15 protein-coding genes and 2 tRNA genes are annotated in these 23,947 nt (G+C 62.6%); 6 read left to right on the top strand and 11 right to left on the bottom strand.

Annotation, left to right across the window (positions count from 1 at the left end; translation table 11 throughout):
• Positions 1–19: 19 nt before the first annotated feature.
• Positions 20–1,885, bottom strand: a complete 1,866-nt coding sequence (locus ACEN98_RS02665; RefSeq protein WP_413381214.1) for a phosphoenolpyruvate carboxykinase (GTP) — start codon at positions 1,883–1,885, stop codon at positions 20–22.
• Between the two features lie 443 nt (positions 1,886–2,328).
• Between ACEN98_RS02665 and ACEN98_RS02660 the strand changes: the two genes are divergently transcribed.
• Entirely contained in the window at positions 2,329–3,303 is a 975-nt protein-coding gene (locus ACEN98_RS02660; protein ID WP_413381212.1) for a D-2-hydroxyacid dehydrogenase family protein, read from the top strand.
• Here ACEN98_RS02660 and ACEN98_RS02655 read toward each other — a convergent pair.
• The 3 genes from ACEN98_RS02655 to ACEN98_RS02645 all read right to left on the bottom strand — a co-directional run bounded on the left by ACEN98_RS02655 (position 3,300) and on the right by ACEN98_RS02645 (position 8,474).
• Positions 3,300–5,603: a sensor histidine kinase gene (locus ACEN98_RS02655; protein ID WP_413381210.1), complete on the bottom strand. Its 2,304-nt coding sequence runs from the start codon at positions 5,601–5,603 to the stop codon at positions 3,300–3,302. The genes ACEN98_RS02660 and ACEN98_RS02655 overlap by 4 nt on opposite strands.
• A 16-nt stretch (positions 5,604–5,619) precedes the next feature.
• Positions 5,620–6,453 carry a response regulator gene (locus ACEN98_RS02650; protein ID WP_413381208.1) on the bottom strand — a complete coding sequence of 278 codons (834 nt, stop codon included), beginning with the start codon at positions 6,451–6,453 and terminating at the stop codon, positions 5,620–5,622.
• 173 nt (positions 6,454–6,626) lie between these two features.
• Positions 6,627–8,474: a YadA family autotransporter adhesin gene (locus ACEN98_RS02645; RefSeq protein WP_413381206.1), complete on the bottom strand. Its 1,848-nt coding sequence runs from the start codon at positions 8,472–8,474 to the stop codon at positions 6,627–6,629.
• A gap of 663 nt (positions 8,475–9,137) precedes the next feature.
• On the opposite strand from ACEN98_RS02645, the gene ACEN98_RS02640 reads away from it, so the two are divergent.
• Positions 9,138–10,103: an IS110 family transposase gene (locus ACEN98_RS02640; protein WP_413381204.1), complete on the top strand. Its 966-nt coding sequence runs from the start codon at positions 9,138–9,140 to the stop codon at positions 10,101–10,103.
• Between the two features lie 15 nt (positions 10,104–10,118).
• Here ACEN98_RS02640 and ACEN98_RS02635 read toward each other — a convergent pair whose 3' ends face one another.
• Positions 10,119–10,883, bottom strand: a complete 765-nt coding sequence (locus ACEN98_RS02635; protein ID WP_413381202.1) for an L-asparaginase — start codon at positions 10,881–10,883, stop codon at positions 10,119–10,121.
• A gap of 134 nt (positions 10,884–11,017) precedes the next feature.
• Between ACEN98_RS02635 and ACEN98_RS02630 the strand changes: the two genes are divergently transcribed.
• Positions 11,018–11,569, top strand: coding sequence for an asparaginase domain-containing protein (locus ACEN98_RS02630; protein WP_413381200.1), 552 nt, complete (start codon positions 11,018–11,020; stop codon positions 11,567–11,569).
• A 32-nt stretch (positions 11,570–11,601) separates the two neighbouring features.
• Positions 11,602–13,224 (top strand): catalase, encoded by a 1,623-nt coding sequence (locus ACEN98_RS02625; RefSeq protein WP_413381198.1) that lies wholly within the window; start codon positions 11,602–11,604, stop codon positions 13,222–13,224.
• 113 nt (positions 13,225–13,337) lie between these two features.
• Here the strand turns inward: ACEN98_RS02625 and ACEN98_RS02620 are convergent, their stop codons facing one another.
• The 5 genes from ACEN98_RS02620 to ACEN98_RS02600 form a co-directional block, all read right to left on the bottom strand.
• Positions 13,338–14,234: a recombination-associated protein RdgC gene (locus ACEN98_RS02620; protein WP_413381196.1), complete on the bottom strand. Its 897-nt coding sequence runs from the start codon at positions 14,232–14,234 to the stop codon at positions 13,338–13,340.
• A gap of 89 nt (positions 14,235–14,323) precedes the next feature.
• Positions 14,324–15,400 carry a DNA polymerase IV gene (gene dinB, locus ACEN98_RS02615; RefSeq protein WP_413336833.1) on the bottom strand — a complete coding sequence of 359 codons (1,077 nt, stop codon included), beginning with the start codon at positions 15,398–15,400 and terminating at the stop codon, positions 14,324–14,326.
• Positions 15,401–15,514: 114 nt separating this feature from the next.
• Positions 15,515–17,134 carry a S8 family peptidase gene (locus ACEN98_RS02610; RefSeq protein ID WP_413381194.1) on the bottom strand — a complete coding sequence of 540 codons (1,620 nt, stop codon included), beginning with the start codon at positions 17,132–17,134 and terminating at the stop codon, positions 15,515–15,517.
• A 138-nt stretch (positions 17,135–17,272) separates the two neighbouring features.
• A complete protein-coding gene (locus ACEN98_RS02605; RefSeq protein ID WP_413381192.1) occupies positions 17,273–19,108 on the bottom strand; it encodes a S8 family peptidase in 1,836 nt (611 codons plus the stop codon).
• 560 nt (positions 19,109–19,668) lie between these two features.
• Positions 19,669–21,891, bottom strand: coding sequence for a TonB-dependent receptor (locus ACEN98_RS02600; protein ID WP_413381190.1), 2,223 nt, complete (start codon positions 21,889–21,891; stop codon positions 19,669–19,671).
• Positions 21,892–22,217: 326 nt separating this feature from the next.
• On the opposite strand from ACEN98_RS02600, the gene ACEN98_RS02595 reads away from it, so the two are divergent.
• Together ACEN98_RS02595 and ACEN98_RS02590 are read left to right on the top strand one after the other, a co-directional pair.
• A tRNA-Val gene (locus ACEN98_RS02595) sits at positions 22,218–22,293 on the top strand.
• 45 nt (positions 22,294–22,338) lie between these two features.
• Positions 22,339–22,415 (top strand) — tRNA-Asp (locus ACEN98_RS02590).
• Between the two features lie 353 nt (positions 22,416–22,768).
• On the opposite strand, the gene ACEN98_RS02585 is transcribed toward ACEN98_RS02590, so the two are convergent.
• Positions 22,769–23,923 (bottom strand): GGDEF domain-containing protein, encoded by a 1,155-nt coding sequence (locus ACEN98_RS02585; RefSeq protein ID WP_413381188.1) that lies wholly within the window; start codon positions 23,921–23,923, stop codon positions 22,769–22,771.
• Between the last annotated feature and the right edge of the window lie 24 nt (positions 23,924–23,947).

Here is a 23,947-nt window from a genome sequence, read left to right as displayed (position 1 = left end):
GTGTTTCTCCGCGGCAGCCTTACTCGGCCAGGCGCTTCTCCAGCTGCTGCTTGGTCGCGACCAGTTCCTGCGGCAGGCGGTAAGCCAGCTTGTCGAACAGTTCGCTGTGCAGCTTCAGTTCTTCGCGCCATGCATCCTTGTCGATCGACGTGATCATGGTGAACTGTTCGGACGTGAACTCGATGCCGGTCCAGTTCAGGTCGCCGTAGGTCGGGGTGGTGCCGAACATGTGCTCGACGCCGCCGGCCTGGCCCTGGCTGCGGTCCAGGATCCACTTCAGCACGCGCATATTGTCGCCGTAGCCCGGCCATACGAACTTGCCGTTGTCATCGGTGCGGAACCAGTTGACGCAGAAGATCTTCGGCAGCGCTTGCGGGTTCTTGTCGGCGACTTTCTGGCCCAGGTTGAGCCAGTGCTGGAAGTAGTCGCTCATGTTGTAGCCGATGAACGGCAGCATGGCGTACGGATCGCGGCGGACGATGCCCATCTGGCCGGCGGCGGCTGCCGTCGTCTCCGAACCCATCGTGGCGGCCATGTACACGCCTTCCGTCCAGTTGCGGGCTTCCGTCACGAGCGGCACCGTCGTCGAGCGGCGGCCGCCGAAGATGAAGGCCGAGATCGGCACGCCGGTCGGATCGTCCCATGCCGGGTCGATCACGGGGTTCTGCGTGGCGGCCACGGTGAAGCGCGCGTTCGGGTGCGCGGCCTTGGTGCCGGACGCCGGGGTCCAGTCCTTGCCCTGCCAGTCGATCAGGTGCGCCGGGGCTTCCTTGGTCATGCCTTCCCACCACACGTCGCCGTCGTCGGTCAGCGCCACGTTCGTGAAGATGACGTTTTCGCGCAGCGAGGCCATGCAGTTCGGATTGGTCTTTTCGTTCGTGCCCGGGGCGACGCCGAAATAGCCCGCTTCCGGGTTGATGGCGTACAGCTTGCCGTCGGCACCCGGCTTGATCCAGGCGATGTCGTCGCCGATGGTCGTGACCTTCCAGCCTTCGAAGCCGGCGGGCGGGATCAGCATCGCGAAGTTCGTCTTGCCGCAGGCCGACGGGAACGCGGCCGCGACGTATTTCTTGTCGCCCTGCGGCGATTCCACGCCCAGGATCAGCATGTGCTCGGCCAGCCAGCCCGGACCGCCCTGCTGCGCGTCCTGGTAACCCATGTTGGAGGCGATGCGCAGCGCGAAGCATTTCTTGCCCAGCAGCGCATTGCCGCCGTAGCCCGAGCCGAACGACCAGATCTCGCGCGTTTCCGGATAGTGCACGATGTACTTGGTCGCGTTGCACGGCCAGCGCACGTCCTGCTGGCCCGCCTGCAGCGGCATGCCGACGGTGTGCACGCACGGCACGAAATCGCCGTCGCTGCCCAGCACGTCGTACACGGCCTTGCCCATGCGGGTCATGATGCGCATGTTGACGGCGACATACGGCGAATCGGACAGTTCCACACCGATGTGCGCGATCGGCGAGCCCAGCGGGCCCATCGAGAACGGCACGACGTACATCGTGCGGCCGGCCATGCAGCCGTCGAACAGGCCGTTCAGGGTCTGGCGCATCTCGTTCGGGTCGGTCCAGTTGTTGGTCGGACCCGCCTGCTCCTTCGTGGCCGAGCAGATGAAGGTGCGGTCTTCGACACGCGCGACGTCGCTCGGGTCGGAGCAGGCCAGGTACGAGTTCGGGCGCTTCTCCGGGTTCAGGCGCTTCATCGTGCCGGCTTCGACCATCTGTGCGCACAGGCGGTCGTACTCTTCTTCGGAGCCGTCGCACCAGTAGATGGCGTCCGGCTTCGTGAGGGCCGCGATCTCGGCCACCCAATTGATGAGTTTATTGTGCTTGATGTAAGCTGGGACGTTCAGTGCGGCGACGCCGCCCATCACGGGCTGGTTCATACATACCTCCAATGCCAATTAAGAATCCCTGGCGATTCCGATGGCCTTGATGCGGCAGAGGCGGCGGCCTGCAATGCGCGTGGCGGTCGGAATCCCGTTAATCTTGTCCCGGCAGGATCGTCGTCAAGGATGGCCTCGTGGGCCCGCACCCGGAAAGCCGTGCGGTTCACGGTTCGGTGCTACGGCGGTCATGTCGCCAGCCCGGGGTCGCGTGTGCGCGGAGGCCGGCGGGCTGGTTGGAACGTGTGCTGCTGGCCGCAAATGATGTCAGTCTGACATCTCTGGCTCTTATTTCTGGTCGATTCTACACCCGTACAAACGCGTTTTAAATGCTTCAATAACAAAAATGTAGGAATTTTGGTTGAGTAATGTAGTAGGCTATTTCCTAACGTTCAAATTCTGTCATTTCATTACTTTCTTGCTGATAACATCCGCTAACATCCATGAAAATTGCGATCCTTGACGATTACCAAGACGCTGTCCGCACCCTCGAATGCTTCCGCATGTTGGACGGCCACGAGGTCAAAGTGTTCAACAGTTCGACCCGAGGCCTGGGCCAACTGGCGATCCGCCTGGCACCGTTCGACGCGTTGGTCCTGATCCGCGAACGCACCGCGTTTCCGCGCGCGCTGCTGCCCAAGCTGCCCAATTTGAAGCTGCTGTCGCAGACGGGCAAGGTCGCCGGACACATCGACGTGGCTGCCGCGACCGAACACGGCGTCGCGATCGCGGAAGGCGTCGGCTCGCCGGTCGCGCCGGCCGAACTGACGTGGGCGCTGATCATGGCGGCCAGCCGCAAGATCGTGCCCTACGCCAACAACCTGAAGGACGGGTTGTGGCAGACGGCGTCGATCAATCCCGAGCTCAACGGCCTGGGCCGCGTGCTGAAGGGGCGTACGCTGGGGATATGGGGCTACGGCAAGATCGGACACCTGATCGCGGGCTATGCGCAAGCGTTCGGCATGCAGGTGATGGTGTGGGGCAGCGAGAAAAGCCGGGCCGCCGCGGTCGCCGACGGTTTGACGGCCGCGCCGACGCGCGAAGCGTTCTTCGAGCAGGCCGACGTGGTCAGTGTGCACCTGCGGCTGAACGATGCGACGCGCGGCATCGTCAAGGCCGACGACCTGGCGCGCATGAAGCGCGACGCGTTGTTCGTGAACACGAGCCGTGCAGAACTGGTGGAAGAAGGTGCGCTCGAGGCCGCGCTGCGCAAGGGACGGCCGGGGTATGCGGCACTGGATGTGTTCACCAGCGAACCGCTGGCGGGCGACGCGCCGATCTTGAAGATTCCGACCGTGCTGGCGACGCCGCACATCGGCTACGTGGAGCGCGACAGTTATGAACTGTATTTCCGGGCGGCGTTCGAGAATGTCGTGAACTTCGCAAACGGGAACCCGACCAATATCCTGAATGGTTAAGAGCCACTGTTCTCGACCGTGACGTGCGGCGATATCAATGCCTCGACCAGCACCTCGATGGCCCGGAAGTTCAGCGCATCGATGCGACGTCGCACTTCCTCGAGGAAGTCCGCATGGTCGGCACGGGCCGCATACGTTTCGATCCATTGTTCAATGTCGGTAAGACGGCCGTTGCGCGCGAATCCGGCCAGCTTGTCGAGGGCTTCGGGTTCCGGACAAGACGACTTGTCGTGGACACGGAGCGCCACCGCCGTGGCTTCGGCCGCCGGCGCCGCTGTTCGGTCGACGTGCGTGGGCGGTACGAACATGGGTCCAAGGTGACGCACGGCGACCCTGAACGAGAACGATGACCCGGCGCCCGGCAGGCTCGATACCCGCAGCGCGCCGCCCATGGATCGGATGATGCGGTCGGCGATGAACAGGCCCAGTCCGGTTCCGCCATCGGTCGGGTGCACCTGCCGGAATGCCTGGAAAAGTCCGGTTTTTCCATCGACGTCGAACCCGATGCCGGTATCCGCGACTTCGATACCGATATGGCAGGCGCCGGCTTCCTCGTGCGCGTCGACGGACAGCGTGACCTGGCCGCCGTGCGTGAATTTCGATGCATTGGACAGGAGGTTCAGCAGCACTTGCTGGAGACGCGTCCGGTCGATGATCACCGTCCGCGGCAGCGCCGTCAGCATGCGACAGGTGAAGTGATTGTTCTGCTGCGCGCACAGCGCGACGGCAAAACTGTTGATGTCGTCCAGGAAGGCGGGCAGATCGATTTCTTCCGGGTCGAGATCGAGCGGTTGCAATTCTGCTTTGGTAAATTCGAGCAATTCATCGATCAGGGCGAGCTGATAATGGACGCTGCGATCGATGAACTGGATGAACCTGGCCTGGTGCTGGGTCGCGGTCTCGAGCAGGAGTTTCGCGTATCCATTGATCGTGGAGAGGGGCGCGCGCAGGTCGTGGCTCACATAGCCGAGAATCTCGACCTTTTGGCGCACATTGACCTGCGCCTGATGCATGGCTTCATTGAGTTCGAGCGTGCGCTTGGTGACTTCCGCACGCAGGCGTGCCTGCTCCGTGCGCTGTTGATCTTCCAGATGCTGTTTCGCTTCATTGCGTTGTCGGCCCACGTGGTGGATCCAGGCCGCCAGCACGACAAGATTCGTCGCAAGACCGATGATCGCGATGACAGGGTTGGGGAAAATATCGGAGTGCAGCCAAAGCAATGCCGACGGCAGCGCATCGTGCCCGTCGAGGGTTCGTATCACGTAATTGAAAAACGAGAAGACCACCGTAACCAGCATCAGGCGGCCGGTCGGGGTCCGGCGTCTGGCAAGCAGAAGCGCAAGACAAATATTCAACAGACCGAATGCGACGTTCAACCCCGCACAAAACCGCACAAAGACATACAGGTCGCCAAACGCCGCACCGGCCATGCCAACCCATTCGAACGCGAATATCGTCAGATAGGCAATGCGCACGGGTATGCGGATCTTCTCGCCGTTCGAAATGTTCAGGACGAACAGGATGAAGCAGGCGATCGCGAAATAGACGGCCATGGTTTCGCCGCGGGCCGCCCACTCTGGCGCAGACGGCAATAGGAACGTCCGCAGGTATCCGCGGATGCCGGCCTCGTACAGGGCGGTGCCGAGCGACACCATGGCCAGCAACAGAAAGGTGACGCTGCGCGAAAAGAGCCCGATCAGCAATGCGCACCACGTCAGCGCCAGGAACCCGCCGAGAAGCGCGGCATCCCACAACGCTGCACGCACTTCGTTGGCGTGCCAGGCCGCCCAGGTGACGATCGCGGGCTGCAGGCGCATCGGCTTGCGGGACGAGATGCGAACCAGTACGGAAAGTTCGTCGTGCGGCGCGAGGCTCAGGTCAAGCAACGGATAACGCGGGCGCGCCGCATTTGCGGCGGCGCTGGCGGGAGGAAAAACGGAGCTGGCAGTCCATTTACCATTTTGAACAATGTAGAAATCCGCCCTGTCGACCCGCGGATCCTGCAGCGCCAGCACGAGCGCACGCTTGCTGTCGTCGCGATTGGCCACGGTGACGTACAGCCACCATGCGGACCGCGAAAATCCGGGATTGAGCCGTTCCCTGGTGGCGGGCAGGAAGCCGTCTTGCGGATGACCGAGCCGCGCGGCCACCTGGCTGACCGTCAACGCGGATGTGGGATCTTCGAAAACCGATACGCCTTCCGGCAGCGCCGGCATGCCGGACGCGCCGGCGGCCCGGGCGTTGGACAGGGAGAGGCAGGTGAACAGCAGGCAAAGAAGGAAGGTACGACAGGCCAGCACGGGCATATCCGACAGTCTATGCATCGGACAGTTGTTCCGCACACGGAGAGACGTCCCCCGTCCGGCCATGCTGGCGCCGCCAGTCGGATGGCGTCGTCTCGAAGCGCTCACGAAATGCGGTGGCGAAATTCCCTGCAGTCGAAAAGCCAATCTCTTCCGCAATATCGCCGATGGTCATCGACGTATTGAGAAGGAAGCGCTGGGCCGTCTTCAGGCGCGTGTCGCGGATATATTCGCCGGCAGTCTGGCCGAGATTGTCGCGGAACGCCCGGGACAGGCGTTTTTCGTGCGTACCGACGAGCCTGGCGAGTTCCTCGACCGTCGGCGAACTGCGCAAGTCGCGCACCAGCACCGCGGCGGCCGCGCGTACCAGCGCCGCATCGGGTCCGTCGGGCAGGTCGGGCAGGTACTCATCCAGACGCGTGCGGATGATTTTTTTCAGATGATTCCGGATTCGCGCGATCACCTCGGCCGGTTCGAACGGTTTGACGATATAGTCCATCGCGCCCAGTTCGAGCCCGTGAATGCGATCGTCGAGTTTGTCGACTGCGGTCAGGATGAGAATCGGAATGGCCTGGGTGGCGGAATTCGCGGCCAGCAGACGGCACGCCGTAAAGCCGTCCATGCGCGGCATGCGCACATCCATCAGGATCAGGTCGGGCGCAATCAGTTGCGCACGGTTGTACGCCTGCGCCCCGTCGAACGCGACGCTGATCCGGCAACGCGATGCGCGCAGGATTTCGATCAGTAATTGAAGCTCGTTCGGGCGGTCATCGACGACAAGGATGTGAGCGCCAGCGATATCTTGAGCGGAATGGCGGAGCGTCGGGCTGTACGGGCTGGACGGCATGGACTGCGAACGGTGAGGCGGCAAATGTTACCGACGGCACAAGCTTTGCAAAGAATGTAAACATTATAGAGCAGTCAGCAAAACTTTGATGAAAAGCAATTACATGCCGTCGGATACGCACCGTTCGCATTGCGGTTCGCGCAGATCAGTCCACTCGCAATGGAGTGGACGAGTTACCAGCGATAACCGACGCCTACGCCCGCACCGAACGCGCCGTGGCGCGACACGGGTTTCGACATCGAGCCCTTGACGAGCCATTTGTCGGTCGCGGCGGAAATACCGACGGCGACTGCGCCTTGACCGCCATACGTACCGGCGCCCATCGTGACAACGCGCTCGCCGGGCAATACCGCTTGCGGCAGGCTGGCGACTGCAATCGCGCTCGCCGTACCGGCGTTGGCATCCTTGCGATACTGCGACATCTCGTCACGGACCGAACCGATCGCACCGTTCAATTGGCGCACGTTCACGCCGTCCGTCGGTGCCGTACCGTCCGCGACGTTCGCCAGTTGGCGTTCGGCGCCGGCCGAGCCGATCGACACGGTATTGTCGCGATCGGCGACCGAGTTCGCTCCCAGCGCGACGGCATTGTTGGCCGTGGCCTGGCTGTTCGCGCCGATGGCGGTCGAGTTCTGGCCAGAAACATTCGAGCTTGCGCCGATCGCGGTACCGTTCGCCGCCGTTACTTTCGAGTTCGTGCCGGTCGCGGTGCCGTTCACCGCGCTCACCGCAGAGTTGCGGCCGACTGCCGTTCCCGTCTGGTCCGCGACCGTGCCGGCCGACATGCTCGCTTCCATCTTGCCGACGGTCGTCTTCAACGTCGTCACCTGGCTGGAAACCGAAGTCACCTGGGTCGCAACCGTGTCCACCTTGTCGGATACCGTGTCCACCTTGTCGGATACCGTGTTGACCTTGTCGGAAACCGTGTTGACCTGGGCCGCAACCGTGTCGACCTTGTTGGACACGGTGTTGACTTGGGCGGCGACCGTGTCCACCCTGTTGGACACCGCATTGACCTGGCTGGCGACCGCACCCACCTGATTGGTCACCGTCGACACCTGGTTGGCGACCGAGTACAGCTGCGACCCGTTGACCGCGTCCGTGCTCGTGGCACTGACGTCGCCGGCCGCGACGTTGACGACCTGACGTTCCGCGCCGGCACTGCCCACACTCGCCACGCCCACCGGGGTACCCGCGAAGCCATTGTAGGTTACCCCGCCCACCTTCACGTTGCCGACGGTGGTCGCTGCGCGCGTGGTCGCGTTGGAACCCAGCGCGACGGAATTGGCATCCGCAGCAGTCGCGCCTTCGCCGATGGCAACTGCATTCGTTGCCGACGCCGTCGAACGGGCAATGGCAACGCTCCCGGCTCCGGAAGCCACGCTATCCACACCAACCGCGACCGCATCGGCCGCTCCCGCGTTTGCCTGGAAGCCGAGTGCCGTACCGCCCGCCGCCACACTGCCTTTGCCTATGGCCGTCGAAAACGTGGTATTGGCCTTGGCGTCTTGTCCGACCGCCGTCGACTGGTCGACCGCGGAAGCGCCCTGGCCGAATGCGGAGGCCGTCGTACCGTTCGCGACTGCGCCGTCGCCGATTGCCGTGGCCTGCGCGCCGGTGGCGTTGGAGTTGGAGCCGATTGCCGCCGCGTGGTCTCCGATCGCGGTAGAACTGCTGCCTACCGCCGTGGCCTGGGCGCCAGTCGCCGAGGCCACGGTCCCGATCGCGATGGCATTGCTATAAGCGGCCGGAGCACCTGCTTTCGAGGTCGCAGAAACGCCGATCGCAATATTGTCGCAGCCCGTCGCTGTGGCCGGATAGGCGCCGCTTCCCGAAATTGCAATGTTGCCGTCGCAGTATGCAATCGTCTTTGTGGTCGTCCCGTTCACCGTGTAATCGGCCCGCGCTGGTGCGGAGGCCGCAAGTGCGACCATGGCCGCGCTGATTGCGACGGCAAGCGAGGTTGTCGATTTGGCCGGCAGACGCCGTGCCGGATGTGCAAACGCTGGTTTATTCCTCATGCTTTTTCCGTAAAATGTGAAGTTGCTTTTGTGACATCGTCGTCTCCTCCATCTTTTTATAATGTCGCGTCGCCTTGATGGATGGCCTTCACGATCATCGACAACTGAATCGTGATGGCGCCCGAGCGGCGGTTGCATCAAGTTGGTGGAGATTCTGAGCCGAGCCGGCAAAGTTAACATTTGCTACGGAGCAATAAATCTTTTAATGTCGGTAAATTTATTGGGTTTGGGTTTAACAAACGAATAGACATGACGAACCCAATGGCGCCGCAGAGCGGACCTTGGATTCAATGGCAGGCAGGACAGGTGGAACCCTTCCTCGCTCAAGGAATGGCGCTACCAGGAGGATGGGATGATGTTGTGCCTGGACGAGATCCAGGCAACCAGGCTCAGGAAGTGACTTTCAACACATCGTGAAGATGTGGGCATGTGTTTGATACTCAGGCATCAAACACCCCACCCTTGTATTATCCTTCTGAGCAATTTGCTTACCTGAGGGGCACCTCAGGTTCTGAGCAGCTGGATGCCGAGCCCACCCTTTGGCACGAGCCAGTTTCGTAGATTTCGCACCAGCTGCTCTCCCTCGTTCGAAGATCGGACAGTATCTTTGGCCCGGCTAGCCGTGAGCCCGTATTTCGCAAGGTGGATCAGAAGAGGATATCGATGCAAGAGTGGTACCTGGGAATTGACGTTGCCAAGAAAAAGCTCGACTGCGCGCTGCGCCAACCGGACGGCAAGCACAAGCACAAGGTTTTCGACAATACGCCCAACGGATTTAAAGAGTTACAACAATGGATTTGCAGCTTTGACGTGCCCCAGCTTCACGTCTGCATGGAGGCTACCGGGGTGTACTGGGAAGCCGTCGCCGAGTATCTGGCGAACCATCAGTACGTGGTCAGTATCGTCAATCCGGTGCAGATCAAAGCGTTTGGTGCGTCGCGTCTTGTCAGGACCAAGACTGACAAGGTCGACGCGAAGTTGATCGCTGATTTCTGCAAGGAGAGTCGGCCGGAACCGTGGAAGGCCCCGTCTTTGCAAGAACAAGAGTTACGGGCCATGGTGCTGCGCCTGGACGCTCTTCAGGAGATCCGGACTCAGGAAAGTAATCGTCTCGAAGTGGCGCGTGAAGCCGTCAAGGACGGCATTACATCCCATATCGTCTGGCTTGACGAGGAAATCGCGCATCTCAGCAAGAAAATTCGCGATCACATCGACAGCGATCCCGATTTGAAGGACCGGAAAGCGCTGCTGGACAGCATTCCTGGCGTCGGTGAACGTACGATCGCATTGCTGCTGGCATTTTCGCTCGCTCCAGGCCGGTTCGCGAACGCCCGACAGGTGACTGCCTATGCCGGGCTCGATCCGCGGCATCATGAGTCAGGCAGCAGCGTTCAAGGAAAGACACGCATCTCCAGGGTCGGTCACAATCTGATCCGGAAAGGCTTGTACATGCCGGCTATGGTCACGTTGTATCGAACGAACTGGGGAAAGCGCTTCCTCGCTCGTCTGTCCAGCGCTGGAAAAAAGCCCATGGTCATTATCGTCGCCATGATGAGAAAGCTGCTTCATGTCGCCTTCGGCGTGCTGAAGTCCGGACAAAAGTTCAATCCAGACCTGCACGCCGCTTGACCGGGATAACAGTATCTACCGTAACTCCGGTTCGCCGGTGAAGTTGGGCTTGCGCATCGGCATCTCATGCCGGCGCGTCCATAGACCGGCCCAGCCGGGGGGCCACTCGATCACGGGGCCGGCATACGCGGGCAACCCGGCACGCACGGGCACGATGGGCACCGGCGGCATCTCGATGAGGCCGCCGTTCGCATTCGGCTGCATCGGCGCCATATCGAAGGAATACATATAGCCCGGCAGCAGCGCATCGCACACGTTCGCGAACCATGCGGTGTGATCCTCGTCGCGCCCAAGCGCGCGCGCAAGACCTTCGGGATCGAACTTCGCCAGTGCGTGGATCAGCTCATCCGTGCTGGCGCCGGGCGCATCACCCCAGCCCATCACGGGATTGTTGTTGTAGTCGGCGCCCGAGCCGTACCAGCCTTCGCGCCACGGCCGCTGCATCCAGTCGCGCTTACCCGTGAACAATTGCCAGCGCCAATGCAGGCCCGACGGCTTCGGCCAGGAATACAGGTACAGCTTTTCGTAGCCGGCCTTGTGCAGTTCGCGCACCATCGCCATCAGGCGCGCATGCGGCATGCGGTCCGGCGGCGAGCGGCGGAACAGGATCGCTTCGCCATCGGCGTGCTGCACCTCGTCGGTCGACAGGTTCAGGTCGAGTGTGCGCGACTCGTTGCCGAAGCGTGCGGAAATCCAGCCCGTCAGCAGGTTGACGTGGGTGATGACACCATAGCCGCGATGGCGATGGAAGATGACGGTTCCAGGTGCGACGGGTTTCATTGGAAGGCGGGCTCGGCCCAAAAAGGAGAAAGGATACTCATCCGATCCGGACGATTCTAGCGCAGACACATACGGAAACACTACGGTTTGCGGCTATCATTACCCACCTTTTTTTACCGAGTTTTCAAATCATCATGACTTTGCGGATCATCGCCACTGGCGGCACTTTCGACAAACACTATAACGAACTCAATGGCGTTCTGGGCTTTGCCGAAAGCCACTTACCGGAGGTCATCGCACGTTCCCGCATGACCATTCCTGTCGAACTGCAGGTCGTGTCACTGCTCGATTCGCTGGAGATGCGGGACAGCGATCGCCAGAACGTGCTGGCCGCGTGCCAGGCCGCGAGCGAGAAGCAGATCGTGATCGTGCACGGCACCGACACGATGCGCGAAACGGCCGAGGTATTGGGTGCGGCAACGTCGGACAAGACGATCGTGTTCACGGGTGCCATGATCCCGTACGAAATCGCCAACTCGGATGCGCTGTTCAACTTCGGCTTCGCCTGCGCCGCCGCGCAGATGCTGCCGCCGGGGGGGCGCGGGCGGGCGGCGCCCCCGCCCCGGCCCCGGCGGGGGGCCCGCGGCGCGCCCGGGGGGCCCCCCCCCCCGTTGTGCCACACCCCCAAACGGGGGGGCCCCCACCCCGGTGTGTCGGGCGCTGCTCGCTTTCGTCAATTCCTATAATGGTTTTCCAACAAACCTGAAGGAGCCATGCGATGAGCGAGCAGCGCCCCACCCTGACCACGCGCCAGGGCCATCCCGTCCGCGACAACCAGGCCATGCGTTCCGTCGGCGAACGCGGTCCGGCCACCCTCGAGAACTACCAGTTCATCGAAAAGATCACCCACTTCGACCGCGAACGGATCCCCGAGCGCGTGGTGCATGCGCGCGGCACGGGCGCGCATGGTTATTTCGAGGCCTACGGCAAGATCGGCAACGAACCCGCCAGCAAGTACACGCGTGCCCGGGTCCTCAACGAGACCGGCGTGCAGACGCCCGTGTTCGTGCGCTTCTCGACCGTGATCGGTGGCAAGGAATCGCCCGAGACGGCACGCGATCCGCGCGGCTTCGCCGTCAAGCTCAAGACGGTCGACGGCAATTGGGATCTCGTGGGCAATAACCTGAAAGTCTTCTTCATCCGCGATGCGATCAAGTTCCCGGACATGATCCACGCCTTCAAACCCGACCCCGTCACGAACCAGCAGGAGCCGTGGCGCTTCTACGATTTCATCTGCAGCCATCCGGAAGCGCTGCACATGGTTACGTGGGTCAAGAGCCCGTGGGGCATTCCCGCCAATTACCGCGAGATGGAAGGCTCGGGCGTCAACACATATAAACTCGTGAACGACCAGGGCATCGCCCACCTCGTCAAATTCCACTGGCAGCCGAAACAGGGCGTGCGCAACCTGACGAGCCAGCAGGCCGCCGAAATCCAGGCGCACGACACGAGCCACGCCACGCGCGACCTGTACGACGCGATCGCGCGCGGCGAGTTTCCGGAGTGGGAATTCTGCGTGCAGATCATGAGCGACGGCGAGCATCCGGAACTGGAATTCGACCCGCTGGACGACACGAAACGCTGGCCGGAAGACCGCTTCCCGCTGCTGCCCGTGGGCCGCATGGTGCTCAACAAGAACCCGGACAATGTCTTTGCCGAAACCGAGCAATCGGCCTTCGGCACGGGCGTGCTCGTCGACGGCATCGACTTTTCGGACGACAAGATGCTGCAGGGCCGCACCCTGTCCTATTCGGACACGCAGCGCTACCGCGTCGGGCCCAACTATCTTCAGCTACCGATCAATGCGCCGCAAGAAAAAGCGATCGCGCGCACGAACCAGCGCGACGGCCAGATGACCTTCCATGTCGACGGCGGCGGCGAGGAAAAGCACATCAATTACGAACCGAGCCTGCTGGGCGGCCTGGCCGAAGCACCGCAGCCCGAGAAGGATTACCACCAGCACGTCGAAGGCCACCTGGGCCGCTACCAGACGAGCCGCACGGCCGACGACTACAAGCAGGCCGGCGACCGCTATCGCACGTTCGCGGATTGGGAGCGGGACGACCTCGTCAACAATGTCGGCAACGACCTCAAGAAATGTCCGGAAGTGATCCAGCTGCGCATGGTATGGCACCTGTGGCATTGCGACGAGGATTACGGACGTCGCGTCGCCGGGATCGCTGGCATCGACCTGGAAAAGGCGAAAGCCTTGCAGCCGCTGCCGGGCAAGCCGGCGCCGGGAGAGAATCGCCCGGGCTCGACCTATTCGGGCGGCCAGCCGGAAAGCGGCGGCGGCAAGAAAGAACCGGCCACGACGGAAGAAGTGGCGTCGGTCAAATAGGCGTTACGCGTGGGCACGGGGTGCACACCCAACGTTTGGCGATCGAGCGGTAGGGTGGCATTGGGGCCTGGGGGTCCCAAATGACACGTGCCCACCATGCATCACCGTCGAAATTACGCCTTGGCTTCGCCGCCCAGTGCCTCGACCAGGTCGGTCAGCATCTTCGCCAGCTCGCCGGTCATCAGCATGATGTCGTTATCGAAACGCTCGTCGTCGCTGTAGGTGATCGTTTCGTTTTCCTTGATCACATCCAGCGGCTTGATGCCCTTGACGGCCAGCTGCTCGGTCAGCACGAACGAGATGCGGCTGTTCCACGTCATGGCCAGGCGCGTGCACTGCTTGCCGTTGGCGATGTGGCGGCGGATGTCTTCCGGATCCAGCGAGTGCTTCACGTAGCGGACGGCGGCCTTGCTCTCGCCGGTGGCGCGCAGTTCCGTGTCCTGGTCGATCGTGAAGTTGTACGGCGCCTCGTCCGATTCCAGCCAGCCCGTCATCACGGCGACCGGCGACTTTTGCACGCGCAGCGATTCCAGCGGCAGCTTGTCGACGGCCTTCAGCAGCAGCTTGATGACGTCGTCGGCTTTGCTCGGGCTGGCGGCGTCGACGACGAGCCAGCCGTTGACCGTATCGATCCACGTCCACACGTTGCCGCGGATCGAGAACGCGCGCGGCAGCAGCTCGTCGGCCACGCGTTCCTTGAGTTCCTTCATCGCCTTCTTGCCCGGCGGGAAGCCCTGCTGCTCTTCCAGCTCGGCGGCCTTGGCCTTGGCGACCTGGTTGATGACCGAGCTCGGCAGCAATTTCTTTTCCGTGCCCAGCATCATCAGCATCTGCTTGTTGACGACGTGAACGAGCTTGCCGTTGCCGCGTGGAGAATCCCAGCCCTGGCGCAGCAATTCGTTGCTGCTGGCGGGCGTGAACGCCTGCGACTGCAGGGCCTCTTCCATCTGTTCAGGGGAGAAATTCCACGGTGCGGGCAGGCGGTAGATCTGAAGATTCTTGAACCACATAACGTTGCTTCCAGTTATCTCGATATTTCAAAGGAACGACATTCTACACGCTGACTGGCGGCAAAATTCACGTCGTCGACAAGGGATTTTTATTGTGTTGCACGTTCGTCAAACAAGCTCAGCTGCTCGACCGTTTCCGTATCGCTCAGGCGCACGCCGACGCCCAGCAGCCGCACGGGACGGCTCGCCCGCAGCCAGCCCGTCTCCATCAGGTGACGGAACGTCGTCATGTTCGGCGCGTAGCCCACGCACTCGACGGTCGTACGCTGGAAGTCGGCAAATTTGATCTTCACGAACAATTTATTGATGAATTTTTCAGCATTGTTGCGCTTGATGCGGCCGAGCAGATGCTCGTACAGGTCCGGCAACAACGCGAGGCAGCCATCCAGGTCGGGGACGTCCGGCGTGTACGTCTCCTCCGTGCTGATCGACTTGCGCTCGCGCACCGGATTCACGTCGCGGTAGTCGATGCCGCGGCACAAGTCATACAGCCGCGCGCCGAACGAGCCGAAGTGTTGCTGCAGCTTGTCCATATTCCAGTCGCGCAGGTCGCCGCACGTCTGCGCGCCGAGGCGATGCAGCTTCGCGGCCGTCACCTTCCCTACCCCGAACAATTTCTTCACAGGCAGCACGGCGACGAACGCGTCGACCTCATCCGGCCGCACGAGGAACAGTCCATCGGGCTTGTTCCAGTCGCTGGCGATCTTGGCGACGAACTTGTTCGGCGCCACGCCGGCCGACGCCGTGATGCCGACCGTTTCATGAATGCGGCGGCGAATCTCTTGCGCGATCAATGTCGCGCTGCCCTTGCAATGCGGCGAGTTCGTCACGTCGAGATAGGCTTCGTCCAGCGACAGCGGCTCCACGAGGTCCGTGTAGTCGCGGTAGATGTCCATGATCTGGCGCGACGCGACCCGGTACTTTTCCATGTTCGGTGGAATCAGGATCAGGTCCGGGCACAGCTTGACCGCCTGCGCGGTGGCCATTGCCGAATGGATGCCGAAGCGGCGCGCCTCGTAGTTGCAGGTGGCGACCACGCCGCGCTGCTCGGCCCGCCCGCCGACGGCCAGCGGCCGCCCGCGCAGGGACGGGTCGTCGCGCATCTCGACGGATGCGTAAAAACAATCGCAATCGCAGTGGATGATCTTGCGGACGGGGGCGTTCACGGTGGCGGTCGCCCGCGCCGAGCGACTACTGTAATTGCATACAGTATCGCTGGGAATTAGGAATAGTGCAAGGGGGAACGCCGCCGCGGGGATGCGGCGGCGGGTAGAGAGGACTTACTTGGTGACGCTGGAGTAACTGCACGACTTGGCGATGCGATAGGCAGGATCGCCGAACACCGAGTTCGAGCATTTCACGGAGCCGGTGAAGGTCTTCGTCACATAGCTCGTGGCGGTGCCGTAGCGCACGTCGCGCGTGCCGGTGAACGAACAGGTGCCGTTCTCGCCGGCGCAATACGTCCAGGTCGGGGTCGTCGTCGTCGTGGTCGTCGAGCCCAGCGCCGCGTTCACGGCGGCGGCCGCGTTGACGATGCCGGCGCCGCAGCCCGAGCACGCGGCCGGGAAGGCGCGCGCCGTCGACTTCAGCTTGGCGGCCACGTCATCCGGCGTCAGGTTCGGATTCGCCGACAGCATCAGCGCGACGACGCCAGCCACGTGCGGCGTCGCCATCGACGTGCCCATGTAGTACGCGTAATTGTCCGATGCCGGCGTGGTCGTGCCCGCGTTCAAGGTCGACAGGATGCCGGCGCCGTTGTCGCCTCCCGGTGCCGCAATGGTGACGTTGGTGCCGTAGTTCGAATACGACGCCTTGCCGCCCGCACGGTTCGTCGCCGCGACGGTGATCACGCCCGCGCAGTTGGCCGGGTTCGAATTGATCGCATTCGTGTTCGAGTTGCCGGCCGCGACGACGACCACGGCGCCGCGCGAGCGGGCACTGTTGATCGCATTCTGCGTCGTGGTGTCGCAGGCGCCGGTGCCGCCCAGCGACAGGTTCAGCACGCGCGCCTTGTTCGCATTGGCCGGCACGCCGGTCACGGTGCCGCCCGAGGCCCAGACGATGGCGTCGGCGATGTCGGACGTGTAGCCGCCGCAACGGCCCAGCACGCGCGCCGGGACGATCCTGGCGTTGTACGCGATGCCGGCGATGCCGAGGCCGTTGTTGGTCTTCGCGGCGATCGTGCCGGCCACGTGCGTGCCGTGCCAGCTCGAGTTCTGGTCCGCGGCCGGAACGCCCGTGCCGCAGCTGCCGGCCGGGGCCCAGTCGCCCGGGTCGCTGGCGTCGGTGTCGCGGCCGCCGCCGTCGTTGGCGATCGTGGTCGTCGAGATGAAGTCATGGCCCTGCAGGATCTGGCCCGACAGGTCGGCGTGCGGACGGTAGCCCGTGTCGATCACGGCCACGTTGATGCCGGCGCCGGTCGACTTGTCCCAGGCGGCGGGCGCGTTGATGCCGCCGGTGGCTTCGTACAGGTCCCACTGCTGGGTATAGCTGGGGTCGGTCGGGGTGGCCAGCGGGACCATGATGCGGTCCGGCTCGGCGTACTCGACGTTGGCGTCGCGCGACTTCAGTTCGGCGGCCAGCTGGCGCGCCTCGTCGAGCGACATCGTGCGGTTGAGTTGCAGCACGTTCGCACCGTTCGCCGTCGCGCGCAGCGCGCGCATCGTGGCGCCATAGGTCTGGCCGGCGCGGTCGATCAGGGCCTGGCGTGCGCGGTCGATGCCGCGTGCGGCCACGCCGGTCTTCGACGTGTCGTTGTCGCCCTTGTACTTGACGATGATGCGGTCGGTCTGGACGACGGCGTGATTGGTCTGCGCCACGGCCGGGCCGGCGAAACCGGCGGCAACGAGGGCCGCTGCACAAATTTTCAACAACGAAGAGATCTTGTGGCGCTGCGTCATGCTGCATCCTTTTCAGTAAACCGAACTGTGCAGCGTAACGAAAAACGGCCCGCATGGGGCCGTTTTTCGGGGTTTTTACAACAGGAAAGTTTCGTTAAGTAATTGAATTTTAACGATTATGAGTCCAGTCATAACGCATTACCAGGTGAGCTTGAGCGTGTACTTGCCGCTGGTCGAACCGGTGCCGCCGCTATAGTAGACGACGCGTACATAACGGGTCACCGTGGTCGAGCCCGTGTTGGACGACGTGGCGGTATCCGCGCTGCCCTTGCCGTTTTCGCTACGTGCCAGCAAGGTGCCCGCGCTGTTGTAGATATACAGGTCGTAGTCCGAGCTCGAATTCGGCGTCATCGTCGCGCTCAGGGTTTTACCGGCCGGCAACTGGACAGAGAAATAATCCGTGTCCGTCGAGCTGCCCATCGCGGCATTGACGGTCGTGCCGGACGTCGTCACGCCGTTGGCCGTGCCGAGCGTGTTGTTCGACTCCGTTTCCGAAATCGTCGTGCCCGTACCGCCACCCGTGCCGGCCGCCGCATCCACCGCGGCCGAGGCGTCCACGATACCGGTGCCGCAGCCCGAGCAGCTGGCCGGGAACGGACGCGTGCTCGACTTCAGGCGCGACTCGACCTCGTCCGGCGTCAGGTTCGGGTTCTTGGCCAGCATCAGCGCGACGACACCGGCCACGTGCGGCGTCGCCATCGACGTCCCCATATAGCCCGCGTAGCTGTCGGCGCCCGGCGACTTGGTGCCGGCGTTCAAGGTGGACAGGATGGCCGCGCCGCTGTCGCCGCCCGGTGCCGCGACGTCGACCACGGTGCCGTAGTTCGAGTAGGAGGCTCGGCCGCCGGAGCGGTTCGTTGCCGCCACCGTGATCACGCCCGCGCAGTTGGCCGGGTTGCTGTTGCTCGCGTTCTGGGACTCGTTGCCGGCCGCCACGACGATCACGGTGCCGCGCGAACGGGCGCTGTTGATCGCGTTCTGCGTCGTCGTGTCGCACGCGCCGCCGCCGCCCAGCGACATATTGATCACCTGGGCACGCGCCGCAATGGCCGGCACGCCGGACACGGTGCCGCCCGATGCCCAGATGATGCCGTCGGCGATGTCGGACGTGTAGCCGCCGCACTTGCCGAGCACGCGCACGGGCACGACCTTGGCGCCGTATGCGACGCCGGCGACGCCCGTGCTGTTGTTCGTCGCCGCGGCGATGGTGCCGGCCACGTGGGTGCCGTGCCAGCTCGAGTTCGACGCCGGTTCACCGGCCCCGCACTCGCCTGCCGCGGTCCAGTCGCCCGGATCGCTGGCGTCGCTGTCGCGGCCGTTGCCGTCGTTCGCGATAGCGGTATCGGAAATGAAGTCATAGCCGGCCAGGATCTGGCCCGACAGGTCGGCGTGCGGGCGGTAGCCGGTGTCGATCACGGCCACGCGGATGCCGGTCCCGGTCGACTTGTCCCAGGCGGCCGGCGCGTTCAAGCCGCCGTTCGCTTCGAAGAAATCCCACTGCTGGCTGTACATCGAGTCGTTCGGCGTGAACAGCGGATGCATCATGCGGTCCGGCTCGGCATACTCGACGGAAGGATCGCGCGACTTCAGCTCTGCCGCCAGCTTGGCGGCATCGGCCAGCGACACCTTGCGGTCCAGCTTGAAGACGCGGGCGCCGGTGGCGATCGAATGCGACGCCTTCACCAGCATGCCGAACTGCTGGCCGGCGCGGTCGACCACGGCCTTGCGCGAGGCGGACAGCGGCATTGCACGTGCGACCGATACCTGCCCGCCCTTGGAGACGACCGGTGCGCTCTCGTCCTTGTACTTGACGATGATGCGGTCGGTCTGGTCCGAGACGGCCACACGCTGCGCGGCGTGTGTGGCCGGCACGTCCGCAGGCACCCCCGCGCCCGCAACGCCGGCGCCGAGACCGAGGACGGCCGCGGCGCACAGTTTCAACACTGCCGGAGACTTCGATTGCTGAGACTTCATGTTTATTCCTTTTAGAAAAACACAAAAGTTGATTTTCCGCAGGCGTGATTGCCTGAGATCTTTTGTCTCGACGCTTTTTTAGCGTCGATTTCCCGTCTGAAAAGCGGGAGTGCCAGATTAGCGCGAAAGAAATGAACGTGTAGAAATTTCACAATTGGATTCGATGTCTATACAACACTTTCACCGATTGATAGCGCTAAAACCTAGATTCTTCGGAAAACTGTGAACTCAGCAGAAGAACATATCGCATCGACAGAACCCATTAATTAACAATTTTCCGTGACTGTCAGGCGTTGCGCACATATGCACATCCTCAACATTGAGATATCTCAATCGTCACCAAAGAAGAAATTCGGGGTCAGAGCACTTTTTGGTGCTCGAGCTTTAAAGCAATTCGAGATCGGGGCGCCGCCTGCCTCTCAAAGCGATACACCGACGGCGCCTGCGGACTTGAACGATTCGGGATGCGCAAGAAAATTGATCCGAAATGTGCTCTGACCCCGAATTAAAAAAAAGGCCGCGATCGCTCGCGGCCTTTCTGTCTGACGACTTAGTAAAACTTAGAAATTGCCTTTGAACTGGACACCGTAGGTGCGCGGTTCGTTGGTGAAGCCCGTCAGGTTGTTGAAGTCGATGGCACCCGAGATGCGGCGCTGGTCGAGGATGTTGCGGCCAAAGGCGGCCACTTCATACTTGCCGTCGGCCCAGATGTAGCCCAGGCGCAGACCGCCTTCCGTCAGCGGCTTGCCCGTGAACTCTTTCGCTTCGTACAGGAAGAAATTGATCTTCGAACGGTACGACCAGTCGGTGTAGACGTAGAACTCGCCATTGGCGACCGGCATGCTGTAGCGGGCGTTCAGGTTGACGATCCACTTCGGTGCCTGCGGCAGCGGGTTGCCATCGATGAGGACGTTGCCGGCGGCGTTCAGCGGATCGGTGATCGTGCAGGCTGCGCACTTCGTCAGCGACAGGCTTGCGTCGCGGATTTCCGTGAAGTTGTACGACGCGCTGGCGCCGACGCGCAGGTCCGGCGTCACCAGGCCTTCCAGGTCGAACTCGGCGCCGCGGCCAGCCGTCTTCTTCGCGTTGATCAGCTTGGTGACGTTGGTGTTGCCGCCGACCACGGTCAGCTGCTGGTTCTTGATCTCGTAGTCGTACAGCGAGAACGCGACGCGGGCACGGCGTTCGAACAGGTCGGCCTTGATGCCGCCTTCGTACGACGTGATGGTCTCGGCGTCGGCGACGGTGATGCCCACCGGTGCGAAGGTCGAGGCCGGCGCGATGCTCGGGGCGCGGAAGCCGGTCGCGACGCGCGCGTACAGGTTCACGTCACGATTCAGCTTGTACGTGCTCGACAGGTCCCAGCTGATCTTGTCCTTGCTTTCGCCGACACTGTTCGGGCCCACCGGCGTGAAGCCGATCGCGGTGACGGTGCGGAAGTCCTTCTTGTCGTCCGTGTAACGGATACCGCCGCGCACCGACAGGGCGTCGTTGATGTTGTATGTCACGGAACCGAACGCGGCCCAGGCCTTGTTGTTCTGCTCGCTGGCCTGGCGCGAGGTGCGGGCACCCGTGGCGCTGTTGTAGCCGTCGCTGCCGCCCGTCACGTCTTCCTTGAAATAGTACACGCCGGCCTGCCAGTTCAGCGGGCCCGTGCTCTTCGACTCGACGCGGAATTCCTGCGAATACTGCTTCAGGTCGTCGATGAAACCGCCCGTCTCGGACTGGAACGGAATGAAGCCCGGACCTTGCGGCGTGCCGCCGTCGATGTCGCCGCGGCTGTAGTAGCTGCCGACCGACTCGTAACCAGTGATCGAGTGGAAGATGACCGGACCCAGGTCCCACGTGATGCGGGCATTGGCGCCGTTCGTCTTGAGGCTCTGGAAATTCTGGGCGTTCGTCACGATGCTGTCGAGATCGTAGCCGTCGGCGATATCGTTCGTGCCCTTCTTGATCAGGTTCGCGCGGAACAGACGGGCGCTGCCGTTGGTCGTGCGCTGGTGCACGTTGAACAGGGCGCTGAACGTGGTGTCCGGCTTGTACAGGAACTGCACGCGTTCGGCGTGTTCGTTGTAGCCGTCCAGTTCGCCGGTCTTGTTCGTCTTGGCGACGTCGCTATAGTTGTCGACGAAGTCGTCGCGGTGCTGGCGCAGGGTCGACACGCGCATCGCCCACTTGTCCGACAGCGGCACGTTGATCGCGCCTTCGACGTTGGCGGTGCCGTGGGTGCCGTACGACAGGTTGTAGTAACCCTCGGTCTTCTTGAGGTTCGGCTTCTCGGATTCGAATTTCACGACGCCTGCCGGGGTGTTGCGGCCGAACAGCGTGCCCTGCGGGCCGCGCAGCACTTCCACGCCGGCCAGGTCGAAGATCGGGTAGCCCTTCAGGATCGGGTTTTCCTGGACGATGTCGTCATAGATCAGCGACACCGGCTGCGATGCGAAGGTCGAGAAATCCGTGTTGCCGTAGCCGCGGATGTAGAAACGCGGGAACGTGCGGCCGTTCGAGGACTCAACGTTCAGGCTGGGGGTCTTGCCGGCCAGCAGGCGGATGTCTGCGCCGCCGGACACGAGCACGTCCAGCTTCTCGCCCTTGATGGCGGTGACGGACACCGGGACTTCCTTGATGTTCTCGGTACGGCGTTGTGCGGTCACGGTCACCGTCTGCAGTTCGGTCGCCTGCGCAGTCTGGGCCAGGGCCGCGCCGCCGGGTACGGCTGCGAGCGCCAGCATTGCGCCATGCGCGGCGATGACGCGCTTGTGCATCTTGGACATCTTGATCATTGAGTTTTTCCTAGCTGGGAAGAGTGAAAAAAACTGCCGCGTTGTCTCCGCCAGTCTCTCCTGCCTCGGCAAACTCGCACCTGATTGTTGATGTCTAAATATTGCCGGCATGTAAACCGGCAATTGTCGATTATGTGTATATCCTTATGCAAGGAATACGAATTGGCTTACACATCCATACAACAGTTTGTTGTATATGAGAACGTGGTGTGTCACATCCCTGTTCACTTTTTTCCGAAAACCCCTTGCAGGTTTTCGAAGGGATACGCTATGATTCGGGCCTCTTCGGACGTGATGACAAACGTCGGCAAGAAAAACCCTGAAACGGGCGCTTAGCTCAGTTGGTAGAGCGGATCCCTTACAAGGATTAGGTCGGGAGTTCGAGCCTCTCAGCGCCCACCAGTCAGTTTCAGAAGTCTTGCAAGTGAAGCACCGATCAGAGTAAACGGAGCGGTAGTTCAGTTGGTTAGAATACCGGCCTGTCACGCCGGGGGTCGCGGGTTCGAGCCCCGTCCGCTCCGCCAGCATCAAGAAAAAAGGTCCGATTCGTCGGGCCTTTTTTCGTTCTATCAGAGTGCCTCCCCTGCGGGAGGCACGGTTTGGGGCTTGAAGGGTTTCGCTTGCAAGCGAAACCGCGGCCCGCGGAACGTGGGCGAGCCCCGTCCGCTCCGCCAGCATCAAGAAAAAAGGGTCCGATTCGTCGGACCCTTTTTTCGTTCTATCGGAGTGCCTCCCCTGCGGGAGGCACGGTTTGGGGCTCGAAGGGTTTCGCTTGCAAGCGAAACCGCGCCCGCGGAACGTGGGCGAGCCCCGTCCGCTCCGCCAGCATCAAGAAAAAAGGTCCGATTCGTCGGACCTTTTTTCGTTCCATCTTCGCTTAAGCCCGCCTCAGCAGCGGCGCGCCGATCTCGACGCGGTTGCGGCCGCCCGTCTTGGCCGCGTACAGGGCATGGTCGGCACGCGCCAGGGCGGCCGTCAATTCCTCGTTCGGATCGATCATCACGAGGCCGATGCTGACCGTCATGCGATAGGTAGCGGCGCAGGCGAGCGCAGGTGCTTCGGCGACGGCGATGCGCAGGCGCTCGGCCGCATACTGCGCGCCCGCCAGCGACGTACCCGGCATCGCCAGCGCGAACTCTTCCCCACCCAGCCGGCCGATCACGTCGTTCTCGCGCAAGGTGGCGCGCGCCGTGTCGGCAAACAACCGCAGGGCCTCGTCGCCGCAGGCATGGCCGAAGCCGTCGTTGAGCTGCTTGAAATGATCGAGATCGAGCATCATCAACGCGATCGGCTTGCGCAGGCGAACCGCCGTCTGCAGGGCGCTCTCGGCTCGCTCGAAGAAGGCGCGGCGGTTCAGCATGTCCGTCAGGCCGTCGATCGTGGCCAGGCGCTGCATGCGCTTGTCGTCCTTCAGCTTGCACAGCAACAGGAATCCGAACCCGTTGACGATCATCAGCAGATAGCTGGCGAGGTACGCGAAGCCATACACCGGATTCGCATTGAACGGGCCCACGCCGCCATTGGCCACCGCCATCCAGATCCAGATCGCGATGGCGAACAGGGCATCGTTGACGCCGATGATCCGCTGCAGCAAAGGCGCATCGGCCTGCGGACGCAGCAGGATCGCGGCGGCGCCGGAGGCGAACAGGGCAACGATCACGGCCACCACCTGCGTCATCTGCTCGCGCGACGCCTGGACCAGCGCCGCGGCCGCGACGATGATCAATGCCGCAACGGCCGCGGGCGCAAGAATGCGGCGCCAGTTGCGAAAGCCGAAGAACACGCAGTACGACGCCAGTTCCAGCGCGACGCCGCCTACCCAGCCGAACGCGGCCAGTTCCTCCACGATGGGCAACCCGACATGCGGCGCCACCCAGCAGCAGATCTGTGCCAGCCCTGACGACAGCCGCGCCCACATCCAGGTGCGCAGGCCCGGATTGGGCGCCGCACCGCGCATGTAACCCGCCATCAGCAACGCAAACGCCGTGTTGCCGACGCCAAGAGCCAGCATGAAGGTCTGGATATCGATCACTCGGTTCCTCCTGGCAGGAAGTGG

The organism is Massilia sp. CT11-137 (assembly GCF_047302885.1).
Lineage (GTDB): Bacteria > Pseudomonadota > Gammaproteobacteria > Burkholderiales > Burkholderiaceae_D > Telluria > Telluria orientalis.
This window is presented reverse-complemented; position numbering and strand designations above follow the sequence as displayed.